Source organism: Mesorhizobium sp., from assembly GCF_004962245.1.
Classification (GTDB): domain Bacteria; phylum Pseudomonadota; class Alphaproteobacteria; order Rhizobiales; family Rhizobiaceae; genus Mesorhizobium.
The window spans coordinates 47,003-70,346 of record NZ_SUHQ01000002.1 but is presented as its reverse complement, the minus strand read 5'-3'; the positions used below and the strand labels follow the sequence as shown (position 1 = coordinate 70,346).

27 protein-coding genes and 1 pseudogene are annotated in these 23,344 nt (G+C 64.4%); 22 read left to right on the top strand and 6 right to left on the bottom strand.

All coding sequences use genetic code 11. The annotated features are described in order from the left end of the window. Positions 1-98: 98 nt before the first annotated feature. The 7 genes from E5X88_RS02250 (at position 99) to E5X88_RS02220 (ending at position 8,217) form a co-directional block, all read left to right on the top strand. Positions 99-1,004: a Ku protein gene (locus E5X88_RS02250; RefSeq protein WP_292157836.1), complete on the top strand. Its 906-nt coding sequence runs from the start codon at positions 99-101 to the stop codon at positions 1,002-1,004. Beyond that, positions 1,001-2,107, top strand: coding sequence for a tetratricopeptide repeat protein (locus E5X88_RS02245; RefSeq protein WP_292157834.1), 1,107 nt, complete (start codon positions 1,001-1,003; stop codon positions 2,105-2,107). The genes E5X88_RS02250 and E5X88_RS02245 overlap by 4 nt, the downstream gene beginning before the upstream one ends. A 72-nt stretch (positions 2,108-2,179) precedes the next feature. Continuing rightward, positions 2,180-2,764 carry a hypothetical protein gene (locus tag E5X88_RS02240; protein WP_292157832.1) on the top strand — a complete coding sequence of 195 codons (585 nt, stop codon included), beginning with the start codon at positions 2,180-2,182 and terminating at the stop codon, positions 2,762-2,764. 71 nt (positions 2,765-2,835) lie between these two features. Beyond that, positions 2,836-3,480 carry an alpha/beta fold hydrolase gene (locus E5X88_RS02235; protein ID WP_292157830.1) on the top strand — a complete coding sequence of 215 codons (645 nt, stop codon included), beginning with the start codon at positions 2,836-2,838 and terminating at the stop codon, positions 3,478-3,480. Between the two features lie 6 nt (positions 3,481-3,486). Next, entirely contained in the window at positions 3,487-4,257 is a 771-nt protein-coding gene (locus tag E5X88_RS02230) for an exodeoxyribonuclease III (RefSeq protein ID WP_292157828.1), read from the top strand. A gap of 122 nt (positions 4,258-4,379) precedes the next feature. Next, positions 4,380-6,077, top strand: coding sequence for a WD40 repeat domain-containing protein (locus E5X88_RS02225; protein ID WP_292157825.1), 1,698 nt, complete (start codon positions 4,380-4,382; stop codon positions 6,075-6,077). A 136-nt stretch (positions 6,078-6,213) separates the two neighbouring features. Further along, complete coding sequence (locus E5X88_RS02220; RefSeq protein ID WP_292157823.1) at positions 6,214-8,217, top strand: amidase; 2,004 nt, start codon at positions 6,214-6,216, stop codon at positions 8,215-8,217. A 61-nt stretch (positions 8,218-8,278) separates the two neighbouring features. Here the strand turns inward: E5X88_RS02220 and E5X88_RS02215 are convergent, their stop codons facing one another. Continuing rightward, positions 8,279-8,626 carry a hypothetical protein gene (locus E5X88_RS02215; protein ID WP_292157821.1) on the bottom strand — a complete coding sequence of 116 codons (348 nt, stop codon included), beginning with the start codon at positions 8,624-8,626 and terminating at the stop codon, positions 8,279-8,281. Positions 8,627-8,955: 329 nt separating this feature from the next. Here E5X88_RS02215 and E5X88_RS02210 point away from each other — a divergent pair, with 329 nt between their 5' ends. The 6 genes and pseudogenes from E5X88_RS02210 (at position 8,956) to E5X88_RS02185 (ending at position 13,231) form a co-directional block, all read left to right on the top strand. Beyond that, positions 8,956-9,201: a hypothetical protein gene (locus tag E5X88_RS02210; protein ID WP_292158317.1), complete on the top strand. Its 246-nt coding sequence runs from the start codon at positions 8,956-8,958 to the stop codon at positions 9,199-9,201. 50 nt (positions 9,202-9,251) lie between these two features. Next, the gene (locus tag E5X88_RS02205; RefSeq protein WP_292157819.1) at positions 9,252-9,407 is read left to right on the top strand and encodes a hypothetical protein; all 156 of its coding nucleotides are present in this window, start codon (positions 9,252-9,254) and stop codon (positions 9,405-9,407) included. A gap of 165 nt (positions 9,408-9,572) precedes the next feature. After that, positions 9,573-10,307, top strand: a complete 735-nt coding sequence (locus E5X88_RS02200) for a hypothetical protein (RefSeq protein ID WP_292157817.1) — start codon at positions 9,573-9,575, stop codon at positions 10,305-10,307. A 131-nt stretch (positions 10,308-10,438) separates the two neighbouring features. Then, positions 10,439-10,990, top strand: a complete 552-nt coding sequence (locus E5X88_RS02195; RefSeq protein ID WP_292157815.1) for an isochorismatase family protein — start codon at positions 10,439-10,441, stop codon at positions 10,988-10,990. A gap of 29 nt (positions 10,991-11,019) precedes the next feature. Further along, positions 11,020-11,495: pseudogene (locus tag E5X88_RS02190) on the top strand (GFA family protein). 113 nt (positions 11,496-11,608) lie between these two features. Next, positions 11,609-13,231 (top strand): ABC-F family ATP-binding cassette domain-containing protein, encoded by a 1,623-nt coding sequence (locus E5X88_RS02185; protein ID WP_292157813.1) that lies wholly within the window; start codon positions 11,609-11,611, stop codon positions 13,229-13,231. A gap of 59 nt (positions 13,232-13,290) precedes the next feature. Here the strand turns inward: E5X88_RS02185 and E5X88_RS02180 are convergent, their stop codons facing one another. After that, positions 13,291-13,722, bottom strand: a complete 432-nt coding sequence (locus E5X88_RS02180; RefSeq protein ID WP_292157811.1) for a cyclopropane-fatty-acyl-phospholipid synthase family protein — start codon at positions 13,720-13,722, stop codon at positions 13,291-13,293. Positions 13,723-14,247: 525 nt separating this feature from the next. On the opposite strand from E5X88_RS02180, the gene E5X88_RS02175 reads away from it, so the two are divergent. From E5X88_RS02175 to E5X88_RS02165, 3 genes are all read left to right on the top strand, one after another. Next, a complete protein-coding gene (locus E5X88_RS02175; RefSeq protein WP_292157809.1) occupies positions 14,248-15,582 on the top strand; it encodes a mechanosensitive ion channel domain-containing protein in 1,335 nt (444 codons plus the stop codon). Positions 15,583-15,638: 56 nt separating this feature from the next. Continuing rightward, on the top strand, positions 15,639-16,796 hold the full coding sequence (locus E5X88_RS02170; RefSeq protein WP_292157807.1) for a KamA family radical SAM protein: 1,158 nt from the start codon (positions 15,639-15,641) through the stop codon (positions 16,794-16,796). A 172-nt stretch (positions 16,797-16,968) separates the two neighbouring features. Then, positions 16,969-17,598: a BA14K family protein gene (locus E5X88_RS02165; protein WP_292157805.1), complete on the top strand. Its 630-nt coding sequence runs from the start codon at positions 16,969-16,971 to the stop codon at positions 17,596-17,598. Between the two features lie 169 nt (positions 17,599-17,767). Here E5X88_RS02165 and E5X88_RS02160 read toward each other — a convergent pair whose 3' ends face one another. Genes E5X88_RS02160 through E5X88_RS02150 form a run of 3 tightly spaced genes read right to left on the bottom strand, consistent with a single transcriptional unit; the run spans position 17,768 to position 19,138 of the window. Then, positions 17,768-18,163, bottom strand: a complete 396-nt coding sequence (locus E5X88_RS02160; protein ID WP_292157803.1) for a DUF5615 family PIN-like protein — start codon at positions 18,161-18,163, stop codon at positions 17,768-17,770. Further along, positions 18,160-18,873, bottom strand: coding sequence for a DUF433 domain-containing protein (locus E5X88_RS02155; RefSeq protein ID WP_292157801.1), 714 nt, complete (start codon positions 18,871-18,873; stop codon positions 18,160-18,162). The genes E5X88_RS02160 and E5X88_RS02155 overlap by 4 nt, the downstream gene beginning before the upstream one ends. Before the next feature lie 49 nt (positions 18,874-18,922). Further along, positions 18,923-19,138: a hypothetical protein gene (locus tag E5X88_RS02150; protein WP_292157799.1), complete on the bottom strand. Its 216-nt coding sequence runs from the start codon at positions 19,136-19,138 to the stop codon at positions 18,923-18,925. 139 nt (positions 19,139-19,277) lie between these two features. On the opposite strand from E5X88_RS02150, the gene E5X88_RS02145 reads away from it, so the two are divergent. Further along, positions 19,278-19,538 (top strand): hypothetical protein, encoded by a 261-nt coding sequence (locus tag E5X88_RS02145; RefSeq protein ID WP_292157797.1) that lies wholly within the window; start codon positions 19,278-19,280, stop codon positions 19,536-19,538. Between the two features lie 3 nt (positions 19,539-19,541). Beyond that, complete coding sequence (locus E5X88_RS02140; RefSeq protein ID WP_292157795.1) at positions 19,542-19,802, top strand: hypothetical protein; 261 nt, start codon at positions 19,542-19,544, stop codon at positions 19,800-19,802. Here E5X88_RS02140 and E5X88_RS02135 read toward each other — a convergent pair. Next, a complete protein-coding gene (locus E5X88_RS02135) occupies positions 19,799-20,512 on the bottom strand; it encodes an SOS response-associated peptidase (protein ID WP_292157793.1) in 714 nt (237 codons plus the stop codon). The genes E5X88_RS02140 and E5X88_RS02135 overlap by 4 nt on opposite strands. Before the next feature lie 276 nt (positions 20,513-20,788). Between E5X88_RS02135 and E5X88_RS02130 the strand changes: the two genes are divergently transcribed. The 4 genes from E5X88_RS02130 (at position 20,789) to minE (ending at position 23,305) form a co-directional block, all read left to right on the top strand. Continuing rightward, entirely contained in the window at positions 20,789-21,235 is a 447-nt protein-coding gene (locus E5X88_RS02130) for a hypothetical protein (protein ID WP_292157791.1), read from the top strand. A gap of 170 nt (positions 21,236-21,405) precedes the next feature. Beyond that, the gene (gene minC / locus E5X88_RS02125) at positions 21,406-22,188 is read left to right on the top strand and encodes a septum site-determining protein MinC (protein ID WP_292157789.1); all 783 of its coding nucleotides are present in this window, start codon (positions 21,406-21,408) and stop codon (positions 22,186-22,188) included. Between the two features lie 29 nt (positions 22,189-22,217). Then, positions 22,218-23,033, top strand: coding sequence for a septum site-determining protein MinD (minD, locus tag E5X88_RS02120; RefSeq protein ID WP_292157787.1), 816 nt, complete (start codon positions 22,218-22,220; stop codon positions 23,031-23,033). Beyond that, a complete protein-coding gene (gene minE / locus E5X88_RS02115; RefSeq protein ID WP_292157785.1) occupies positions 23,030-23,305 on the top strand; it encodes a cell division topological specificity factor MinE in 276 nt (91 codons plus the stop codon). The genes minD and minE overlap by 4 nt, the downstream gene beginning before the upstream one ends. The last annotated feature ends 39 nt before the right edge of the window (positions 23,306-23,344 follow it).

Genomic DNA, 23,344 nt, shown 5'->3' with positions numbered 1-23,344 from the left:
TATCCTGGGGGCCGATGTAGGATTTCCGCGGCGTCGTTCGTCCTCCGGACGAAGCGCTGCAAACAGTTCGACAGCGCACGGCCGCGTAGGAGAGTCTCATGGCGCCCAGGGCAAGTTGGAAAGGTTACCTCAAGCTCAGTCTCGTCAGCTGTCCGGTCCGGCTCTATCCGGCGACAAGCGCGAGCGAGCGCATCAGCTTCAACCAGTTGCACAAGAAGACGCACAACCGCATCAACATGAAGCCGGTCGATCCCGAACTCGGACTGGTCGAGCGCTCGGACCTGGTCAAGGGCTATGAATACGAGGACAAGCAGTACATCATCATCGACGATGCCGACCTCGACGCGGTGCGCATCGAATCCAATCATACCATGAACATCGAGGCCTTTGTCGATGAGGGCGAGGTCGACGTGATCTATCAGGACGCGCCCTATTATCTGGCGCCGGATGGCGCGATGGCGGAAGAAACCTTCGCCGTACTGCGCGAAGCCATGCGCAAGTCGGGCAAGCTGGCGATCGCGCGGCTGGTTCTGTCCAGCCGCGAGCGCGTGGTGACGATCGGGGCGCGGGAGAACGGCATGTTCGTCTGCACCTTGAGGAATCCTAACGAAGTGCGCGGCACGGCTGAATATTTCGGCAACATTCCGGCGGGCAAGCCCGACCCGGAAATGCTGCAGCTTGCCGAAGCGCTGATCAAGCAGAAGGAAACCACCTTCGATCCGAAGAACTACGAGGACCGCTACGAGATCGCGCTGATGGCGATGATCCGCGAGAAGCTCAAGGGTCACAAGCCGATCATCGCCGCCGCCCCCGAGCGCGGCAATGTCATCAATCTGATGGATGCGCTGAAGGCCAGCCTGTCGCAATCGGCCAAGCCGCCGGCCAAGTCGAAGAGCAAGGCGGATGAAGCGGCGAAACCGGCGGCCAAGGGCAAGGGCGCCGCGGCCAAGGAAAACCCGCTCAAGGCCAATCTTCTCAAGGCCGTCGGCAAGAGCAAGGGGTGACGGCGCCCACCGGTATATCGCCCCCAGGTAGCGTCTTCGGCACCATTGGTGCGCTGGCGGCGTTCCCGCTCAGGCTGGCGGCCCGCGAGGTCGAGCGGCAGCAAGGCAAATTACGGCGCGGAGTCACCCGGCGCACCACCCATGTCGTGTTCGGCCGCTTGTATCTCGCCAGGACCGGGGATGCCGAGGTCGAGCGCCGTGTCGCGACTGAGCGCGCGGCCGGCCGAAAGCTGATCAGCGAAAACGGTTTTTTGCGCCTGCTCGCGCTGATGAAGGCGCCGGAGGCCTCGGCCCTATCGCGGCAATCGCTTCTCGAACAGTCCAGGCTCGCCGCTGACGATCTCGACCTTCTCAGCCTGTTCGATGCGTTCGAGCATGATCGCGAACCCTATTCCTTCCGCGACCTGATCCTGGCCCGCAAATATGCCGGGCTGATTGCCGGCGGCGCCTCATGGGGGGCGATCGCGCGCTCGGTGCACCGCTCCGGTCCCGTCGCCTCGCTGACCGCCAAGTCGCTCAATGTCGGCTCGCAGCATGGTCGCGCCGATGCGATCTATCTCGACGACGGCCAGAGCGAGCTCGACGGTCAGTTGCTGTTCGATCTGGGATCGCCGGATGACGACACGCTGGAAGAATTGTTCGCAGACGCGGAGGCGGCGGAAGAGGCTGAAAACCATGAGCAGGCAGCGGCGCTCTACCAGCGCTGCCTTGCCATCGATCCGACCGACGCCATTGCCGCCTTCAACCGCGCCAACTGCCTGCGCGCCTCGGGCCACGCAGCCGAGGCCGCGCATGATTATGCCCGGGCCATCAAGCTCGACCCCGGCTTTGTCGAGGCCTGGTTCAATCTCGCCGGACTGATGAGCGATGAGGGCAGGGTGGCTTCCGCACGCCGGCATCTGCAAAAGGCGATCGCGCTCGACAAGGCCTATGCCGATCCGGTGTTCAATCTCGCCCGGCTGGAGTTCGACGCCGGTAATCTGATCGAGGCGCGCCGGCTTTGGGTGCGTTATCTCGAGCTCGACGCGGAGTCGGAATGGGCGCGCATGGCGCAAAAGGGGATACAGTTCGTGGGTCTGCAGCTGGTGCGGACGGCGGGGTGAGGTCATGCCGGTCGATGCCAAGTTCATTCGAACGCGGGTCGCCGAAGATCTGCATGCGCGCCTTGGCGAGAGATGGTTTACTCAGGCAACCCTAAGCTGATCATCGCGCCGGCGAACAATCATACCGATTTCAGTATCGAGCTGGATTGCTACACGGATCGCCGTTATGGCGAGTACGACTGTAGCATCGCAGTCGTTCTAAAATGGAAGAAATTCGCCAAACTATTTAGAGAGTTGGCCCATTGGTATAACGTCAAATTCCAGGGCACGGTGCGGCCGGGCAACAAGGAATTTGCCAGAGTTGATTTTGACAAAATTCATGGCGGCCCAAGCCGAGGTTTCTTCTGGGTCGCCAACGAACAAGACCTGGATGCGTTCACCGCCAGATGCGTCGATGATCTTGAAGGGAAGGTCGGTGACTGGATCAGGAGATGGTTCACATGGCCTTCGGCGCTGGACGTCATGGATGCAGACCGAGACCTCTGCGGGGCGTGGCGGAACACAGCTTACTACTGCCTGATGGAACAGGCTCACGGGAGCGGGCCTGCTTGCGATTGGGTCCGCGGAATTGATGCCGCGGGTTGGCCTGAATGGCAGGCTGCGCAAGTCGAGTATCTTCAGTTGCAGGTTTGCGGTGGAGCTTCGGAGCAACCGTAGCGATTGCCGCCTGAAAGGATCGCAATGTTTGCGCTTGTGACGGAATTCGATCTCCTCATCGAGACTGCCCCATGACCACCTTCCTCTTCGACGGACCAGACACCGCACCCATCACCATCCTGCTGGCCCATGGCGCCGGTGCGCCGATGGATTCGGCCTCGATGACCGCCACCGCCAAGGCACTCGCCGCAGCCGGCTTCCGCGTCGCCCGCTTCGAATTCCACTATATGGCCGCCCGCCGCTACGGCCACCGCAAGCCGCCGCCGCGCGCCGAGACAGTGAACCCGGAATACATCAAGGCGATCGCCGACCTTAGGGCGAAGGGCGTGACCGGACCGCTTGTCATCGGCGGCAAGTCGATGGGCGGGCGTGTCGCCTCGATGATCGCCGACGAGATGTTCTCCAAGGGCGAAATCTCGGGCCTGCTCTGCCTCGGCTATCCCTTCCACCCGCCGGCCAAGCCGACGCAGTTGCGGACAAAGCATCTGGCCGCGCTGAAGACGCCAACGCTGATCTGCCAAGGCACACGCGACGAGTTCGGGACGCCGGACGAGGTCGCGACGTATGATCTCTCCGACCGCATCGAAATGCTGTGGCTGGAGGACGGCGACCACGACCTCAAGCCGCGCAAGAGCATCTCCGGCTTCTCCACGGCCGATCATCTGAAGACAATGGCCGAAACGGTGAAGGCGTGGGCGAGCAGGGTCACTGCCTGACCCGCGATGAAGATCGCCACCTTCAACATCAACAACATCAACAGCCGGCTGCAAAACCTGCTGGCATGGCTGGCTGTCGCCAAACCCGACATCGTCTGCCTGCAGGAACTGAAGGCCAGGCAAACGCAGTTTCCGCGCACGGCACTCGCGGATGCCGGCTATGGCGCGGTATGGAAGGGCGAGCCGACCTGGAACGGCGTCGCCATACTCGCGCGCGGTTCGGAACCCGTTCTGACCCGCGACGCGCTGCCCGGCGACGATGCCGACCGGCAAAGCCGTTACATCGAGGCAGCGGTCAGCGGCATCGTCATCGCCTGCCTCTATGCGCCGAACGGCAACCCGCAGCCCGGTCCGAAGTTCACCTATAAGCTTGCCTGGCACGAGCGCCTGAACGCGCATGCGGCGGAACTGTTCGACACCGGCCTGCCGGTGGTGCTGGCCGGCGACTACAACGTCGTGCCCGAGCCGCGCGACATCTATCCGACCCGCTCCTATGACGACAACGCGCTGGTGCAGCCGGAAAGCCGGGCCGCCTTCGCAGCACTGCTCGACCAGGGCTGGACCGACGCGCTACGCAAGAAGCATCCCAAGGACACGCTCTACACATTCTGGGATTATCGCCGCAACCGCTGGCCGCGCGACGCCGGCTTGCGGCTGGATCATATGTTGCTCAGCAAGAAGCTGGCGCGCCGATTGGCCGGGGCGGGGATCGACCGCGACGTGCGCGGCGAGCCCGGCGCCAGCGACCACGCGCCGGTGTGGGTGGAGTTGCGGTGAGAACGGAGAGCCAATCTCCGCCACAAGGGGGAGATTGGCTCTCAATAGAAGGACATCGACAAGCCTGGCGCTGACCGGCATCATTGCATGCGAGACGGATAGCGGCCCAAGGGGGGAGCCCAATGAACAGGTTTACCGACAAGTTGCTCGCGGTGCTCCTGCTGGCGATCGGCCTGCTCTGCTTCATACGCGTGTATTTCGTGCTGGGCGGCGAGGGCGCCGGCGAAGGCTTCGCGTTCGTGCGCCTGGCTTTTTTCGCGGCGGCGGGCGTTGTCTCGGTGCTTGCAGCCTTGCTGTGCTGGGCTGGCCTGTTGCCAGGCCGGTCGAAGCCGGGACCAGCCACGCCCCTGTTCGGCAGGGGTGCCGAAACGAAATCCGGCGGACGACCACGCCTGCGGCAGCTCTTCGTCACCGTTCCGTTCCTCGCCGTGCTCGCTCTGGTGGCCGACCAGTTCGGCCCCTGGCCGGAGCAGCAAAACGACTACGGAAAGGGCTTGACCGCCGAGCAATCCGCGCCGAACGCCCCGAAGGGCGAAGACGTCGCCAGCGCACCAGCCACCGAGCCGAAACCGTCCGCCGCGTCGGGTCCGCCTGAGGCAGCGCTTGCGCCTGAGGCAGCGGTTGCGCCCGAGGCAGCGGTCGCGCCACCAGAGCAGGCGGCTGTGCCTGCCGAGGCTGCGCCTGCTTCGCCGCCCGAGGTGGTGGCCGCACCTCCGCCGCAGGGCGACAATGGCGGTCAATCCGGCGATACGGGTGCGGACCCCAGCGCTGAACAGGTGCAACCGCCGGCTCCTGCCTCGCCAACCGAGGTCGCGCTTGCCCCGCCTGTCTCACCGCCGGAAGCCGCTCCAGCCCCGGCTTCGCCACCGCAGACCGTCGCGCCTCTGCCCCCGGCTCCGCCGCCGCAGCCGACGCAACCGGATGGCCACCACGACGCGGTCGTCTGGCTGGCGGTGGCGTCCGACGGACACTCGATCCTGAGCGCCAGCACCGACCACTCGATCAAGCTCTGGGACATCGACGGCAAGCGCCTGATCCGCACCCTCGGCGTCCACAAGGACATGGCGCGCACAGCGCTTTTCCTGCCCGACGGGGCGCGGGCGCTGACGGCGGGCGACGATGGCGAGATCGTGCTGCGCCAGCTCTCCGATGGCGCGGTGCTGCATGTGTTCTCGTCAGGCCAGAACGGCGGCGTCAACAAGCTGGCGATCAGCCCCGACGGCAAACGTGCCGTCAGCGGGCACGACACTGGCAGGGTCATCGTCTGGGATATCGAGAAAGGCTCCGTGCTGCATGTGCTGACGAGGCACGACTGGTCGATCAGCGGGGTCGCCGTCTCGCCGGATGGCACGCGCGCGATCACCGGCAGCATCGACGGCACCCTGAAGCTATGGGACATCGACACCGGAAAGCAGCTGCGCAGTTGGCGCGGGCACGAGCGCGGCCCCTATGGCGTCGCGTTCACGGCCGATGGGCGCCATCTGATCACCGGCAGCGGCGACTATACGATCAAGCTCTGGGATCTCGACACCGGCCGCGAAGTCCGCCGCCTCGAGGGCCATTCGGGCACGGTCTATGCGCTGGCGCTGTCGGCCGACGGCAAACGGCTGCTTTCCGGCTCGCTCGACGGCACGGCACGGCTGTGGGACATGGACACGGGCAACGAGACAGCTCTGTTCGACAGCCGGTCCGGACCGGTCTACGCGGTGGCGTTCGCCGCCGACGGCACGATCCTGACCGGCGGCTACGACCGCACCATCCGGGATTGGCCGGCCGGCGGCGGCGATGCGGTGGCGCTGTTCCCGGGCGCGCCGGAGTGATGGGATCGATTGAGACTGCCAGTTTCATTGCTGGAGCCTGAACACCCCCTCGTCCTGCCGGACATCTCCCCCGCGAGGGGGGAGATCGGCAGCGTCGTCGACAGCGCCATCGCCACTAGCCTTGGAAAATACACCCATGACCGATCTCAGCATCGTAGAGGCCTCGATCGAACAGTTACGGCGAGCGCTCGATGCCGGCACCGTCACCAGCGTTGAGCTGGTCGGCGCCTGCCTGCGCAGGATCGCCTGCTACGACCGGCATGGCATCACCCTCAACGCCGTTCCCGTACTCAATCCAAAAATGTTCGAGGAGGCGGCTGCGTCCGACCGGCGCCGCCGGAACGGCGCGACGCTCGGGCCGCTGGACGGCATCCCCTACACCGCTAAGGACAGCTACAAGGTATCGGGCCTGACGGTCGCCGCCGGCTCGCCCGCCTTCGAGCATCTGATCGCCCACGAGGACGCCTTCACCATCGCGCGGCTGCGGGCCGGCGGCGCGGTGCTGATCGGGCTGACCAACATGCCGCCGATGGCCAATGGCGGCATGCAGCGCGGTGTCTACGGCCGGGCGGAAAGCCCCTACAACGCCGAATACCTGACCGCGGCCTTCGCGTCCGGTTCGTCCAACGGCTCGGGGACCGCGACCGCCGCCAGTTTCGCCGCCTTCGGGCTCGGCGAGGAGACATGGTCGTCGGGCCGGGCGCCGGCGTCGAACAATGCGCTGGTCGCCTACACGCCCTCACGCGGCGTCATTTCCGTGCGCGGCAACTGGCCGCTGGTGCCAACCATGGACGTGGTGGTGCCGCATACGCGCAGCGTGCCGGACCTGCTTGAACTGCTCGACGTGATCGTCGCCGACGACCCCGACACGAGAGGCGATTTCTGGCGGGCGCAGCCCTGGGTGGCGCTGCCGAGGAGCTCGCGGCCGCCACGCTATACCGGACTCCGGCTGGAGGGCGCGCTGCAAGGCGTGCGGCTCGGCGTGCCGCGCATGTATATCGGCCGCGACAAGGAAGCTGACGTTCCGATCCAGACCCGCGCGTCGGTGCTGGAGCTGTGGGAGCAAGCGGCGGCTGATCTCAGGCGGCTCGGCGCGACCGTGGTCGAGGTCGACTTCCCCGTCGTCTCCAACTACGAGCGCGACCGGCCGGGCACAAAAAACATGGTCGATCGCGGGCTGGTGCCGGAAGGATTCGCCGAGCGCGAGATATGGGACCTGTGCGTCTTCGCCTGGGACGATTTCCTGCGCGCCAATGCCGACCCGGCCATCCCCGATCTCGCCGCGGTCGATGGCTCCAAAATCTTTCCACAGCCGCCAGGCACGCTGCCGGATCGTTATGGCGACAGTTTCGATCTGGCGGAATATGTCGAGCGCGCCAAGCGCGGCGTCATCCCATTCCAGGCCATTCCCGAGTTGGAGGCCGGTCTGAAGGGCCTGGAGGCGACGCGACGCATCGACTTCGAGGACTGGCTCGACGCGCAAGGGCTCGACGCGGTCGTGTTTCCGGCGGTCGCCGATGTCGGGCCGGCTAATGCGGATGTCGACGAGGCGTCAGCGGCACTGGCCTGGCGCAACGGCACCTGGGTCGCCAACGGCAATCTGGTGCCGCGCCATCTCGGCATCCCGACGGTCACCGTGCCGATGGGCACGATGGCCGATATCGGCATGCCGGTCGGCCTCACCTTCGCCGGCAAAGCCCACAGCGACACGAAGCTGCTTCGGCTGGCCGGCAACTTCGAGCGCTTTGGCCGGCGCCGCACCCGCCCGCCGCGCACGCCGGAACTGGCCGACGATATCTTTCCCGTCCGGCCTGGCGACATCAGGCCCAAGGATACGCCGCTGACCATCACGCTTACCGCCGAGACGCATCGGTCGGGCGATCAGGACGCGGTCGTCATCACGCTCGACTTGCATAGCAACGCTGAGGCAGCCGTCGCAAAAGTTCATGTCAATGGCGAGCCTGTCGCCATGCACAGCAGCGGCGCGCGCTTCACCGGGCGTGTCGTTGTGGCGGCTGACACGCACGAGGCGGTCCACAGCGTCTGGCGCGGCTCGTACGGTTCGATCGTCACCGCCGTCGTGCGTTTCGAGGACGGACGCGTCGCCGGCGCTTATGCGGTAACCGGCGGGATTGCGTAGCGCCGCGCTTCGCCGTGTGCCACGGCATGCAGCGCATCTGCGGCCAGCCTCTCAATCCGCGTCAGTCCGGCTTGCAGGGGTCGCTGCCGGAATCGGCCTTGGCCGCCGCGGTCTCGTCGCCTTCCTGCTGCGCCTCTGTATCCTGCTGCGAAGTGGCAAGGTTTTTATCCCCGCCGCTTTCCTGGTTGGCAAGCGGCATGGTGTTGCCGTCCTTGTTGGCCGGACCGCCCTCGACCCTGCCATCGGCATTCGCGTCGGTTTCGAGGGGCGCACGCGTTCCGTCTTTTGCGATACCCGTCTGAGCTTCGCTCTCGATCGACGCGGTCGTGTCATGGCACTTGGCACTTGCCGTGCCAGCGGTCAGGCCGATCATAGAGGTGGCGAGCAAGATAGCGGTTAGCGTCTTCATCTCATCCTCCTTTCGGTGTTGAGGCTATCTTTCTAAACTGCCGTCAGCACCCGAGGTTCCGCCAAACCTCGAAATCGGAACGCCCAGCGGATCCTTCCGGACCGGCCATCGCTCCTAAAAATGTCCAGCCAACATCCCGAGCGGCGTTGGGAAACCACCCCACCCAAGTAACTTGCAAACCAGACGTTGCATCAGTGCAGCCGTTGCTCGACATGGTACTTGCGCAATCTCTAAAATAATGGGATGCTGGTTTGGGGTTATGGGTATCGAGTATTGGGTAAGGGGAAGGCGTCTCGGCTGTTGTAAGTCCCGGGACGACTTTGAAAATCATGAATGTGGTGCAGTTCCTGGTGGGCATGCTCATCATGTCGTCCGTCGTGGCGACCTCGACTTATTGGGCAACGGGTTCAATCTGGAAGGCTCTCGGCTGGACGATCATTGCTGTGGTCGTTTTGGAGGTTGGACATTTTGTGTACATCCTCTGGGCGACCTATAGGCCCGGGGCGGAAGCCGCAGACGCTGATCCCCCGGATACGGCTATCTGGCTCGACCAGGGATCTGGCATCTGCCTCTAGCGGGTGTCGCTCCATCTCGGCATTCCGACCGTGACCGTGCCGATGGGTCGATGGCCGATATCGGCATGCCGGTCGGGCTGGCCTTCGTCGGCAAGGCGTATGATGATTTGAAGCGTTCACTCGTTTCGGCCGACGAGCATAGGAGGCTCCACAGCGTCTGGCGCGGTTTTTTGCGGCTCGATCGTCACCGCCATCCTGCGACATGAGGACGGCTGCACCGCCGGTGCCTATGCGCTCACCGGCGGCATCGGGTGACAGAACAACACTGATCTGGCATGTTGAGCTGAGCAGGCCGCGGCAAGTATCGAGTAGTCGCAGGAGAGGGGGCTGTGTAAGTGTACGGGTCGGCTCGGCTGAAGGGTCTTTTGCGCTTGCGGCTTTTGCAGGCGATCGTGGTGTCTGCCGGGCTGGCAGGCCTGATTGAGGGCTGTGTTGGCCCTCATGTTATCGAGAGTGCGGTCCCGATGGCTCCCCAGGCCGCCCGGGCCAAGCCATCCTGCACCGCGCAATGGCGAGCTCATCGCCACACGACCCAGGCGCAAGCCCAGGCCTTCGCCAAAAAATGCCTCCATGCGCAAGGCGCGGTGGAGCAGCAGTTCGACAGAAAGACGGTCGCACGCAAGCTCGCGGCGCTGATCGACGCCGACAAAAAGTTGACTGCGCTCGAACCGTCCGACGTTGGCGCCTTCTGCCCTGGTTACATGCTGCAGGACCGGAAAGGGCGCGCGGTTTTCTGGCGCACGCTGTTGGTCAACCTGACCGGTGCGGAATCCGTCTACAACACCGCTGCGGCCTATTGGGAAGAGGATCTGGGCTGGTACAGCATAGGGCTGCTGCAGCTCTCGCTGGCCGACGAGGAAAGATACAGATGCGGCTTCAAATCGGAGGTCGACATTACCGATCCCAACCGGAATCTCGTATGCGGCGTCAAGGTCGTGACCATGCTCGTCGCCGAGGACGGCATGATTGGTGGTGGCGCCGGTCACGAGATGAAGGGTATCGGCGCTTACTGGCAGAACCTTCGGCGGCCGTCCAAGGTGCGTACCGAGTTGATGAACTCCACAAGAGCCATCGCGCAGTGTCAGGCGGACCCCCGAAACTCATAGTGGACGGAATCGGCGCCGGCAGCTGCGTTCGGTCATGCGCTACGCGATCGCAGGCGGGATTGGATGCGGCGTTGCCGGCTGAGCGCCCTCCGATCCTTGATCGGCCTCGCCGCCGTGCTATGTGAAAAAAGATGTCAGAACCAACACCCGCGCCCACCGCGCCGCTCCTCGTGATCGACCTCCAGACCGGCATGTTCGATGGCGTCGCCGAGCCACCGATCCATGATGCCGACGGCATTGCTGCTCGCACTCGAGCGCTGATCGATTGGGCACGCCGCGGCGGGCGCAAGGTCGCCTTCGTCAGGCATGACGGACCGGCGGGTGATCCGCTGGCGCCGGGCGAACCGGGCTGGCCGGTGTGGCCGGCGCTCGGCCAGGCCGGCGACGAGCCGACCTTTGCCAAGAGCGTGGGCGACGCCTTCAGCAATGCAGCGCTTGGCGAATGGGTGGCCGGGCAGGGCGCCGGCGAGGTTGTTCTGGTTGGCGCGCAGACCGACTTTTGCGTGGCCGCCACGGTGAAGGGTGCCTTCGCCGTGGGTCTTGGCGTGACCGTGGTTTCCGACGCCCACAGCACGCTGGACAGCGCCAGCGAGACCGCCGGGCAGATCATCACCCGGCACAATGCCGAATTCGCCGATGCCGGCGTCAACCTGGTGACGACGAAAGCGCTGATTAGCGGCTGAGCTTCGCAAGCAAGACCTGGAGGAGTCCTGTGAAAAACCTGACCTTGCCTGCCGTCGGCGGATGCCGCTGCAGGCGTGTCCGTGTGAGGATTCCGCGCCGCCGCTGCTGACCATGGCCTGCCATTGCACGGGGTGCCAGCGCATGTCGGCCAGCGCCTATTCGCTGAGCGCCGCCATCCCTTCGGAGGCGTTTGCGGTCACGCAGGGCGAGCCGGTGATCGGCGGGCTGCATGGCGCCTCGCGCCATTTCTTCTGCCCATACTGCATGAGCTGGATGTTCACGCGGCCGGAGGGGCTGGACTGGTTCGTCAATCTGCGCCCGACCATGCTCGACGACCCAAGCTGGTTCATGCCGTTCATCGAGACGTGGACCAGCGAGAAGCTACCCTGGGCCAGCACGCCGGTCGTGCACAGCTACGAGGCGCTGCCGGCCATGGAGGAGTATGAGAAGCTGGTCATCGAATTTGCCGGCAGCTTTGGTGGTGCGAACAACTCTGGCGACTGACCTGCCCAGGTTCGGGGCAATTTGGCGCGGGCCCGCATGATTTGCGGGCTTCCTCTGGCCCGGCCGATCGCGTAAGGCCCGGGGAAACTCCCCCTGAAGCCTCGCGTGGAAGCATGATACGTCTCGAAAACATCAGCAAGCAGAACGGCCGGCAGATCGTCTTCATCGAGGCCTCCGCCTCGCTGCAGAAGGGCGAGAAGGTCGGGCTGGTCGGCCCCAACGGCGCTGGCAAGACGACGCTGTTTCGCATGATCAACGGTGAGGAGCAGCCCGACGAGGGCCAGGTCTCGGTCGATCGCGGCGTCACCATCGGCTATTTCAGCCAGGATGTCGGCGACATGGAAGGCCGCAGCGCCGTCGCCGAAGTGATGAACGGCGCCGGGCCGGTGAGCGAAGTGGCGGCCGAGATGCGCGCGCTCGAGGCCGCCATGGGTGATCCCGATCGCGCGGACGAGATGGACGAAATCATCGCCCGCTACGGCGATCTGCAGGCGCGGTTCGAGGAGCTCGATGGCTATGCGCTGGATGGCCGCGCCCGCGAGGTGCTGGACGGCCTCGGCTTCAGCCAGGAGATGATGGACGGTGATGTCGGAAAACTTTCCGGCGGCTGGAAAATGCGCGTGGCGCTGGCCAGGATCCTGCTGATGCGGCCCGACGCCATGCTGCTCGACGAGCCGAGCAACCATCTCGACCTGGAAAGCCTGATCTGGCTGGAGCAGTTCCTGAAGACCTATGACGGCGCGCTGCTGATGACCTCGCACGACCGCGAGTTCATGAACCGCATCGTCAACAAGGTGGTGGAGATCGACGGCGGCTCGCTGACCGCCTACTCCGGCAACTACGAGTTCTACCAGCAGCAGCGGGCGATCGCCGACCGGCAGCAGCAGGCGCAGTTCGAGCGCCAGCAGGCGATGCTGGCCAAGGAGATCGCTTTTATCGAGCGCTTCAAGGCGCGCGCCTCGCATGCCGCCCAGGTGCAGAGCCGGGTGAAGAAGCTGGAGAAGATCGACCGCGTCGAGCCGCCCAAGCGTCGTCAGAAGGTGTCGTTCGATTTCCAGCCGGCGCCGCGCTGCGGCGAGGACGTGGTGACGCTGAAGAACATCCACAAGAGCTATGGCAGTCGCTCGATCTATGAGGGGCTGGATTTCCAGGTCCGCCGGCGCGAGCGCTGGTGCGTGATGGGCATCAACGGCGCCGGCAAGTCGACGCTGCTGAAGCTGGTGGCCGGCGCTTCCGAGCCGGACAACGGCACCGTGGCGCGGGGGCCCAGCGTCAAGATGGGCTATTTCGCGCAGCACGCCATGGAGGTGCTGGAGGGCGAGCGCACGGTGTTCCAGACGCTGGAGGATGCCTTCCCGCAGGCGGGCCAGGCGCCGCTCAGGGCGCTGGCCGGCTGCTTCGGCTTTTCCGGCGACGAGATCGACAAGAAATGCCGGGTGCTGTCGGGCGGCGAGAAGGCGCGGCTGGTGATGGCGCTGATGCTGTTCGACCCGCCCAACCTGCTGGTGCTGGACGAGCCGACCAACCATCTCGACATCGCCACCAAGGAGATGCTGATCACGGCGCTGTCGCAGTACGAAGGCACCATGCTGTTCGTCTCGCACGACCGGCATTTCCTGGCGGCGCTGTCGAACCGGGTACTGGAACTGACGCCCGAGGGCATCCACACCTATGGCGGTGGCTATACGGAGTATGTCGAGCGCACCGGGCAGGAGGCGCCCGGGTTGCGGAGCTGAGGCGGGCAGCGGCGCTCGCCGCTCCGCGTCACCCAAACGCTCGTTCTCAGGGGTGCTGCTCAGCCGTCCAGAACAATTTCGCACAGCGGATCGCCGCCGTCGATGAACAGCCGGCCTTGCGCCGTCAACGCGGCGCCGAGCCGTTGCAGTGCGATTTTTCCCGCTTCGGGATGGCGCCCGTCCAGCGCGCCGACGCGCACCGCAATGGCCATGTCGAAGTGCCTCTCGTCCGCCTCCAGCTCGAAGTCCTCGATGGCGACCTGGCGAAGGCTCAGCCGGCCTGCCGCAAGCTCGGCGTGCGAAGCGGCCCTGGCCTGCGCGATGGCCTTGGCCGAGCGGTCGATCGCCAGCACGTGGCCGTCGCCAAGCCGGCGCGCGATCTCGCGCGCCGCAGCACCCGGCCCGCAGCCGATCTCCAGCACCCGCATGCCCTGCCGCAACGGCAGCGCGTCGACGATCGCCAAAAGCCTTGGCGACAAATCACTTGCCATTCCCTCTTCTCCAGCCTTTTCGCGACCCGAGATTAGCGACCGTGGTCGGCGACGGAAAGGCCGACATCAACTGTCGCGACAGGGAACAGTGGGGACACTTTAAAAAGCACGTCCCGGATCGGGCGGAACCCCGAGCGGCCCGGCGTCGTAGCCTGAGGGGGGAGGAACTGGCGCCGAGCCTGACCGGTTGGAGGGGTAGATCACCGGCCATTTATTTATATACGCTCAAGCTAATGTAAGAGCAAGCTAATGTTTTGCGTTAGCTATCTTCAGCGGCGGATCAATGGATGTTTCCGGCTGGCCGCTTCCCTGGCCGCGCTCTCAACCGGACGCTGAACTGACGCCAGAGGGCACCCACACCTGTGGTGGCGGCTGTGCCTGAGGTGTCGGGCGCAGGAGGCGCTAGGGACTGCGGGGCTGAGGCGCAAGGCGGAGGCGTCTTGATGGTCGGCTTGACCATTCACAGGGCCGGCGACATTGTGGATGGCGAGTTGCTGTTCGCCAGTCCATAACGGTCGTGTGGAAATGGATTTTCGCAACGCCATCGATGAATCGCTGGCCTGGGCCAGCCGATGGCTCGACTACGCCGCCTCGCCGTGGTTTTTCTATCAGGCCGCAATCATCGTCGTGCTCTTCCTCGTCGCGAAGCTCGCGGCGCAGCGCATCGAGCCGCTCGTGGAGGACCGGGCACGCCAGATCAAGGGGCATCCCGGACTGCTGAGGGTCGTCGTCGCCCTGTTGCGGCGCACCGACTGGATCCTGTTCACGCTCTTCCTGCTTGCCGCGCTCGTTCTCATGCGCGCCGTCACCTGGCCAAGCCGGAGCCATTTCATCTACATCGCCCTCTCGCTATCCCTCGCATGGCTGTTCGCGTCGGTGCTGTCGCGCATCATCCGCAACCGCTTCGTCGCGCGGACCCTCGCCTGGCTGACCTGGATCTATGCGGCCCTTGTCATCCTGGGCATCGACGACGACACCGCGACTTTCCTGGACAGCCTCGCAATACCTTTGGGCGCGGTGCGCCTGTCGGCGCTCACGGTGCTGAAAGCGGCGCTGCTGCTGGTCGCCACGGTTTGGCTTGCGGTGGTCGTCGGCAAGTATATCGACGAGCGCGTCCGGATCTCCGAAGAGCTGACGCCCTCGATCCGCGTCCTCGTCGGCAAGGTGGCAAAGGTCGGCCTTGTGCTGGTGGCGGGTGCCATCGCCCTGTCTGCCGTCGGTGTCGACCTGACGGCCCTGACGATATTCTCCGGCGCCGTCGGCGTCGGCCTGGCTTTCGGGCTGCAGAAGGTTGTTTCAAATTTCGTCTCCGGCGTCATCATCCTTCTCGACAAGTCGATCAAGCCGGGCGACACCATTTCGCTCGAAGGCACCTTCGGCTGGGTACGCGAATTGCGGGCGCGGTTCGTCTCGGTGGTGACGCGCGACGGCCGCGAATACCTGATCCCGAACGAGGATTTCATCACCCAAAGGGTCATCAACTGGTCGTTCAGCGACAACCTCGTGCGGCTCGACGTGAATTTCGGCGTCTCCTACGACGCCGACCCGCACAAGGTCAGCGAGCTGGCGATAGCGGCCGCCATGAGCGTCGGCCGGGTCGAAGCCGACCGGCGGCCGGTCTGCTGGCTCACGGAGTTCGGCGACTCCTCACTCGATTTCGTCCTGCGCTTCTGGATCCACGACCCCCAGCAAGGCCTGACCAACGTGCGCGGAAAGGTGCTGCTGGCGCTGTGGGACACATTCAGGGAAAACGGCATTAGCATCCCCTATCCGCATCGCGAGATCATCATGAAGCCGGATGGGCGCGCGGGAGATCACGCGGGCGCTGACGGTGCAAGGCACAGCAGGTCGCGGCGCTGAAGCTGCTTCAACCCCTGGCTCCAATGCTGTATCCAGCGCGTTCAAGGAGCCCTTCGATGACCTCACATCTCGACATCCCAGACGCCAGTATGGCTGTCCCCGACGCCAGCATCGATGCGGCCGATGACGGGCGCGCCCGCGAGGACGCCGCGTGGCAGGACGATGTCCGCGCGGGCGTGCGGCATGTGCGTGATCTCACTTCCCTGCCGCTGTCGCCGGCCGAGCGCGCGGCGGCTCAAGCTGCCGCCACGCGCCACAAGGTTCGCATCCCAAAAACCTATCTCGACCTGATCGACTGGAGCGACCCCGCCGATCCCATCCGGGCGCAGGTCATCCCTTCACCCGACGAACTGGCTGAGCAGGAAGGCGAACTCGACGATCCGATCGCCGACCATGCCTTCAGCCCGGTGCCGCGATTGACGCACCGCCATGCGGACAGGGTCCTGCTGTTCCCGACTTATCAATGCGCTGTCTATTGCCGGTTCTGCTTTCGCAAGGAATCGCTGACCTCGATCGGGCGCGGCTATACGCGCGAGGCGCTGGAGCCGGCCTTCGCCTACATCGAGGCCCATCCGGAAATCCGCGAGGTGATCCTCACCGGCGGCGACCCGCTGTCGCTGCCGGACAAGGCCCTGGCGGAAATCCGCGCCCGCATCGAGGCGGTTCCGCATGTGCGGCTCTTGCGCATCCACACGCGCGTGCCTGTCGCTCTGCCTTCGCGCATCACGCCAGGGCTGGTCCGCTCCCTGCAGGGCCGGCTGATGGTCACGGTCGTCACCCATTTCAACCACGCGCGGGAGATCACGCCGGCGACCGAAGCGGCCTGCCGCACTTTGCGGCAAGGCGGCTTCGTGCTGCTGAACCAGAGCGTTTTGCTGAAAGGCGTCAACGACACGGTCGAGGTGCTGGAGGAACTGTGCCGCGAGCTGATGTACCGCCTCGGCGTCAAACCCTATTACCTGCACCATGGCGACCTCGCGCGCGGCATGGCGCACCGGCGCACCACGATCGCTGAGGGACAGGCGCTGGCCAGCGCCCTGCGCGCGCGGCTGTCGGGCATCTGCAATCCCGTCTACGTGCTGGACCTGCCGGACGGCGGCGGCAAGGTGCCGATTGGGCCGTGCCATGTCGAAGGGCGGGAGGAGGAGACCTGGCGGATTCGCGGGCAGGATGGCGAGGTGAGGGCGTATAGGGAGATTGTCGGCGACCTTTGAAAGCTTGGGTTCCTCGCCCCGCGGAGCGGGGAGAGGTGGCTCGGCGAAGCCGAGACGGAGAGGGGTCTTCGAGAAACGAAACCCTCCCGAGCGCGGAAGCTCCAGCCGCGCGCAAGTTGGAACCGGATCCAATGCCTCGCATTTTAGAGATGACGGGGCAAAGGAGCGCAAGGTGAAAGCTCTATTGGCGGTACTTGGCGGCTTCGGGCTGACGCTTGCGGTGTTCGCCAGCGGACTGGCCTTCGCCACCTGGCTGCTGACCGCCGAGCCGGTGCGCCAGGTCGCCCCGACCTCCAGCGTCGCCGAACTATGGACCAGGGAGCCGCGGAGGGTAAACCCTGCTTCGCAGCGTCTTGAGCGCCTTCCCGCCCGCCCGGTTGATCGCACCTCGAAACCTGCCGATGCCGCGGCTTCGGCGCCCATCGTCACCGGCTCTATCCAGCCGCCGGCGGACGAGCAGCGGGCGGTGCCTGCCGCCCATGTGGAATGGTGCGCAAGCCACTACCGCTCCTACAGGCCAAGCGACGACCATTACACATCCTACAGCGGACAACAGCGCCCCTGCATCTCGCCCTACTTCGAGGCCGGCGCTGCCGACCGCATCTCGCCGCTCCCCGCCGCCAGCTATGTCGAGGCGAGCGACGCCTGGCCAATGGATGGCGACGTCCCGTCGGAAGAAACCGGCGGCGCCTGGGTTTCGCCCGACCACATACAATATTGCTTCAGCCGCTACCGCTCCTACCGGCCGGAAGACAACAGCTACCAGCCTTACTCCGGCGGCCCGCGCAGGCAGTGCGAGTAGGCGGGGGTTGGGGGGGCGCCTTGCGCGCGGGCGCCTGAAAACCTCCCCTAAATTGCGTAGCTTCGAGACCTTCGAGAGAGAAGTGCCAAGACCCCTGCTCGGCCATTTCAACACGCACAGTCCGCTTCGGGGCCTGCTTGCCACGAAACAAATCTAGCTGCAGCGACGGCTACTTTAGCTGCTCCAGTTTGGTGCTTTTCATTGGCAGCATGAACATGGCACCCCCGGCGACAATTCCCGACTGTGTTTCCATCGCGCCCCATAGCGCAAGGATGCGTTCCATCTGCTTGACCAGCGGAGCCTTATACAACCCCTTCGACAAAAAGAATCCTACGAGCCGGGAGTTTCGAAAAGCGGCATATTCGACACGATTCCGTGTGATCCGCCGATCGCCGGATATGACGATCCATCTTCCCTCAGCGCTAAGTTCTTCGATCCACTCGCGGTCCTTCACACCCGGCCCGAACCGAGCACGAAGATGAACTACCTGATGATCGCCGTTGAACAGTGCGTGAAGCGCTTTTGCCAGCGCAGGAGGAAGGTTTTCGTCAATCAGGACCTTCACACCGTCCCGAGAGTGCTTTCAAAGCGCACCGCGTCCTTTACGTCAGCCAGCGAGACCTCAAAAAGTCGAGCGACCCGTTCGTGACTCCCTTCCGCCTCGACAGCCTGGGCTAGAACAATTGTGGGCACGCCGGAGTCCGCCGCAATTGGTTGTCCGAATGATCGATTAGGGTCGATCACGATAGAGTCTTTGCCATTGAAAGGACGCCAACGAGCGACCGCGTCATCCTCAATATCGAGATCCTTGAACGTGCGCTCAATGATCTGGCCAAAAACGTACTGGCGTCGTTTAAGGTCGAGCATCTCCTTTTCATCGCTGGCGAGCTTGGCACTTTCCAAGAAGATGCTCTTGCCGTCAGTACGGAATCTACGGGTCGAAAAAGGATGGTCGTCCGCGACAAGATGACGAGCGAAATCAAGACAGTTGCGAATCGCCAGAAGGCCGACGCCAGCTTCTGTGAAGACCTTTACGAACCTTAGCTCAATGAGGTCGCGAAATCCGATCTCGACCGGATCATTGTCGCCGGTCGGCCATTGTGTCCGCCAAAGCGGCGGGCTGGCGTACAGTTGACCCTTTCGACGATAACTGTAGCCCCTCATCCATCGAGAGACATTGATCGCAGGCGTGCGAACAAGGCGAGCGGCTTCCTGTATTGTGTAGGAGCCCACTCCGAACAGGTCTGCCCCGCGCAGTATGTCTGTTGTCGCCATCGCCGGAACTATCCATCTTTCAGCCCGCGGCGCAAGCCATTCCTGCGACCTAGCCGTGCCGGCTAGTCGGGATGTACTCGCTACTCTCGCGTGTGGCCCGGCGCCGGCCCTCCACCGCATCAAGCCGCTCCTGAAGATAGCCGTTGAGCACGATCATTTCCTTGAGTGCCTTCACCGCATCGCCCTTGTGCAGGGCAATGAACTTGTCGGCGACTGCCTGAAGGGCAGCCTCCTGGCGGCTGTCCAGCGTCACAATGTGGTCCATGGCGATGACTCCAAATGGTTCATTAGGGGATAGTGAACAAATAGGGAACAAAAATGTCAAGAGCGAATTGACTCGGCGAGGAATGCCTTCCTATTTGTCAGCAGGTGGGGCGGTTGCTCGCAAACTGGGGAGAGCCGCGATGGGCAGACGAAACAGCCGCTACGATCGCTTGTTTACGCGCGACGCGGAGGCGATCATCAGCGATGCGCTGCGCCTGCGCGGAACAGTGCTTGCGGCGCAGCTGCACCTGAAGGCAAATGGTGAACTGTTCTGGCAGCTGAGCGGGCTGGTCGACAAGCTGCATGCCGTGATGGCGACCGTAGCGGAGAAGGAGCCCGATTTCCGCGCGGCAGGGCTCGGCCTGTTGCCGCTCCCCGAGGATTATTCCAGCCGGAAATGAGCCATGGCCGGGCCGATGGACAGTGTTGGACGTGCCGCGAAGGCCAATATGCTGCTCATCGTGGAGTGCGGCCACTGCTACCATGTCGGACGCTTCAGGGCGAACGATGTCGCTCAGGTGGTGGGCTGGAACAAGCCGCTGGAGGCCATCCGGTTCAGGTGCAAGCAGTGCAGTCGCAAGGACACGAAGGTGAAGACGCAGTTCATCGACCAGGACCATCCGCCGAAGGGCTACATCTGGGTGCTGCAGAAGTTCAAACTCTAGAACAGCGAGCCCTGCGCCGGCGCTGGCGGCGCCTGTGGCGGAAATTTGATCTGGGTGGCCGGCTTGTCGACGATCACCAGTGCGTCGTCCGGTGCCGTGCGCTGCAGGTGCCTCGCCTCCGACCACGGCGCGGTCAGCCAGGTCTCGGTTTCCTCCTGCGTGGTCAGGATGACCGGCATGGCCTTCTCGTGGATCGGCGCGATCAGGGCGTTCGGTTTGGTGGTCAGGAAGCCGTAGAGTTCGAAGTCGCCGGGCCCGTCCTTGACCTTGCGCACGCCTTGCCAGCGCGTCCACAGGCCGGCGAAGAAGAACAGCGGTCGCTCCTCGTTCAGCGCGAACCAGTAGTTCCTCTGGATACCAGTATCCGGGTCCTTGTCGCCGGGCGTTGGGCTGGGCTCGGCGAAGCTCGTGAGCGGCACCACGCAGCGGTTTTCGACGCCGAGATATTGTTGCCAGTGGCCGTATTGCGGGTTGCGGATGTTGGTGGTGCCATAGTCGGCCTTGCCCTTCACCCGCTCGATCGGCGTCGGCATGCCCCACAGCAGCTTGGCCAGCTCGCGCTCGCCGTCCGGCGCGTTGCGCACCACCGGGCCGGGTTGGTTGGGGTAGATGTCGATGGATGGCTCGAGATTGCCGAGAATATCGCGCAAGGCGCGGGTCCACTGGCGAATCGCCTCCTGGCTGGTGGTGATGTTGTAGAGGTTGCACATGTCGAGCCCTCCGGAATGTTCAGGCATCTTGTGGGAAAGGGCAGGGGAATTCCAGCGCCGTCCGGCTGGCTGCTGACACGCTACCCCAGCCACCACCACAGCGCCGCGATCACCGCCGCCCCCGGCGATCGACAGCCCAGAAGGATACTACCGTGCGCAGCGGCGAGCCACGGGCTCCGCTTACGCAACGCATGCCGATTGCGTGCGTTCTACCCATTAGGAGGACCATGGCCGATGTGACGGCTGGTCTCATGCGCCTACAGTCGGAGGCAAACAATGATGTCTAAGTTCAAAGAAGCCCTTGAGCGCGGGAAGGAAGCTCGCCGTGAGCAAGAGGGGCACGTCCGCAATGAGAAGGCTGAGGGAGGTGTGGTGGACTTCGGCGCGCAAGCCAGGGCCTGGCTAAACGACGTCGTGGTTGCGTCGTTGGAAGCGGCCAAGGCTGACGTGGCGGGCGAGGTGACTGTCGACATGGACACCGCGCCACGCCGCCAGGCCAAAGCGTCAACACCATCTATTCGGTTCAAAGTCTACAGGCAGCGAGGAATGGAGAAGGAGGCAGTCAGAAGGACGTTCACGGTCAACGTTCAGCTGAGTGGGCAAGTGTCAGTCTCTTCGCCCGGGATCGTGGCGAGAGAAGTGGGAAACATAGAGGATAGGTCCGACGAGCGGTTCTCTACCTTGCTAGCGGAACTGATCGAGGACGCAGCGAAGGGCAGTTAGCCCGCAAGGTGTCGAGGAAAGGGCAGGCAATTTCCAGCACGGTCCGCTCGGCCGCTGACGCGGCCGGTTCTGTCAGCAATGGCTTTTCCGAATGTCGCAAATACCCTTCCATTAACCTTTCGTTAACCATGGCTGGCTAGCGTTTACCTATCAGTAAGGAATCGCTGTCCGTGACCTTCGCCGCCCCCGTCGAGACCAAATCCATCCGCTTTCGCGCCCGCTCCTTCGTCGCCTTCACGCTCACCCCGGAGGCGCCGCTTTCGGCGTGGCTGGAGAGCCTCGATCGCTGGATCGGCAACTCGCCGGGCTATTTTGCCGGCCGGCCGGTGGTGCTTAACCTCAACACGCTGAAACCCGAGGTCGGCGAGATCGAAGCGCTGGTCGCCGAACTTGGCCTGCGCGGCATCCGCATCTATGCCATCGAGCTCGACGGCAGCACGGCGCTTGCGCCCCATCTGCCGCCGGTGCTGATCGGCGCCAAGGAGGCCACCGCCGGGCTGCTCATGCAGGCCGACGGCAAGGGCAGGCCGGAAGAGGCAAGCGGGGCGGAAGAGACGGGCAAGCGGGAAGAGGCAAGCAGGGCGGGACCGGGCAAGCAGCCAGAAGACAGGCAGCCGGAAGCGCCGGCGACGCTGATGGTCAAGACGCCGATCCGCTCGGGCCAGTCGGTCTTCCACGCGCATGGCGATGTCATCGTGCTGGGCTCCGTCGCCTCCGGTTCCGAGATCGTCGCCGCCGGCTCCATCCATGTCTACGGCACGCTGCGCGGGCGCGCGTCGGCCGGCGTGCTCGGCCATTCGGCGGCGCGCATCTTCTGCCGCAGGAACGAGGCCGAGCTTTTATCGGTCGACGGCTGGTACTGCACCGCCGAGGAGATGGAGCCGTCCTCGCGTGGCAAAGCCGTCCAGGCCTTTCTCGAAAAAGACACGCTGCGCATCGCGCCGTTCAACTGACGATCCCAACAACAATAATGGAGGCATATATGGGCAAGGTAGTGGTGGTCACCTCGGGCAAGGGGGGCGTCGGCAAGACGACCTCGACTGCCGCCCTTGGTGCCGCGGTCGCAAGGACCGGCAAGAAGGTGGCCCTGGTCGATTTCGACGTCGGCTTAAGGAACCTCGATCTGATCATGGGCGCCGAGCGGCGGGTCGTGTTCGACCTGGTCAACGTCATCCAGGGAACGGCCAAGCTGTCGCAGGCGCTGATCCGCGACAAGCGGGTCGAGACGCTGTTCCTGCTGCCGGCCTCGCAGACGCGCGACAAGGATGCGCTGACCGAGGAGGGCGTCGGCGAGGTGATCGACAAGCTGCGCTCGGTGTTCGACTACGTCTTCTGCGACAGCCCGGCCGGCATCGAGCGCGGCGCGCAACTCGCCATGCGCTTTGCCGACGAGGCGGTCATCGTCACCAACCCGGAAGTCAGCTCGGTGCGCGATTCCGATCGCATCATCGGCCTGCTCGACGCCAGGACCGTCAAGGCCGAACAGGGCGAGCAGATCGCCAAGCACGTGCTGGTCACCCGCTACGACGCGGCGCGCGCGGCGCGCGGCGAAATGCTGTCGATCGACGACGTGCTGGAAATCCTGTCGACGCCGCTGCTCGGCATCATTCCCGAGAGCCAGGACGTGCTCAGGGCCTCCAACCTCGGTTCGCCGGTCACGCTCAGCGATCCCCTGAACCCGGCCGCCCGCGCCTACATCGATGCCGCTAGGCGGCTCGAGGGCGAGGAGCTGCCTGTCGTTGTGCCGTTCGAGCGCAAGGGTTTCCTCGACCGGCTTTTGGGAAGGAGGGCAGCATGAACCTGTTCGACCTCTTCAAGCGGCGCGGCAGCGCGCCGGTGGCGCGCGAGCGGCTGCAGGTGCTGCTCGCCTATGAGCGCCGCAACCGCAGCCAGCCCGATCTCGTCTCGGTGCTGCGCGAGGAGATCATGGCCGTCATCGCCAGGCATGTGCAGATCGACCAGGATTTTCTGCAGGTCTCGATGGATCGCGGCGAGACGATGTCGACGCTGGAGATCGACATCCAGATCCCCAACAAGAGCGCAAGGCCATTGGCCGCCCTGTCGGCCTGAGCGGCAGTGTTGCGCCTGTAGCAGACTTTTGACGCCGGC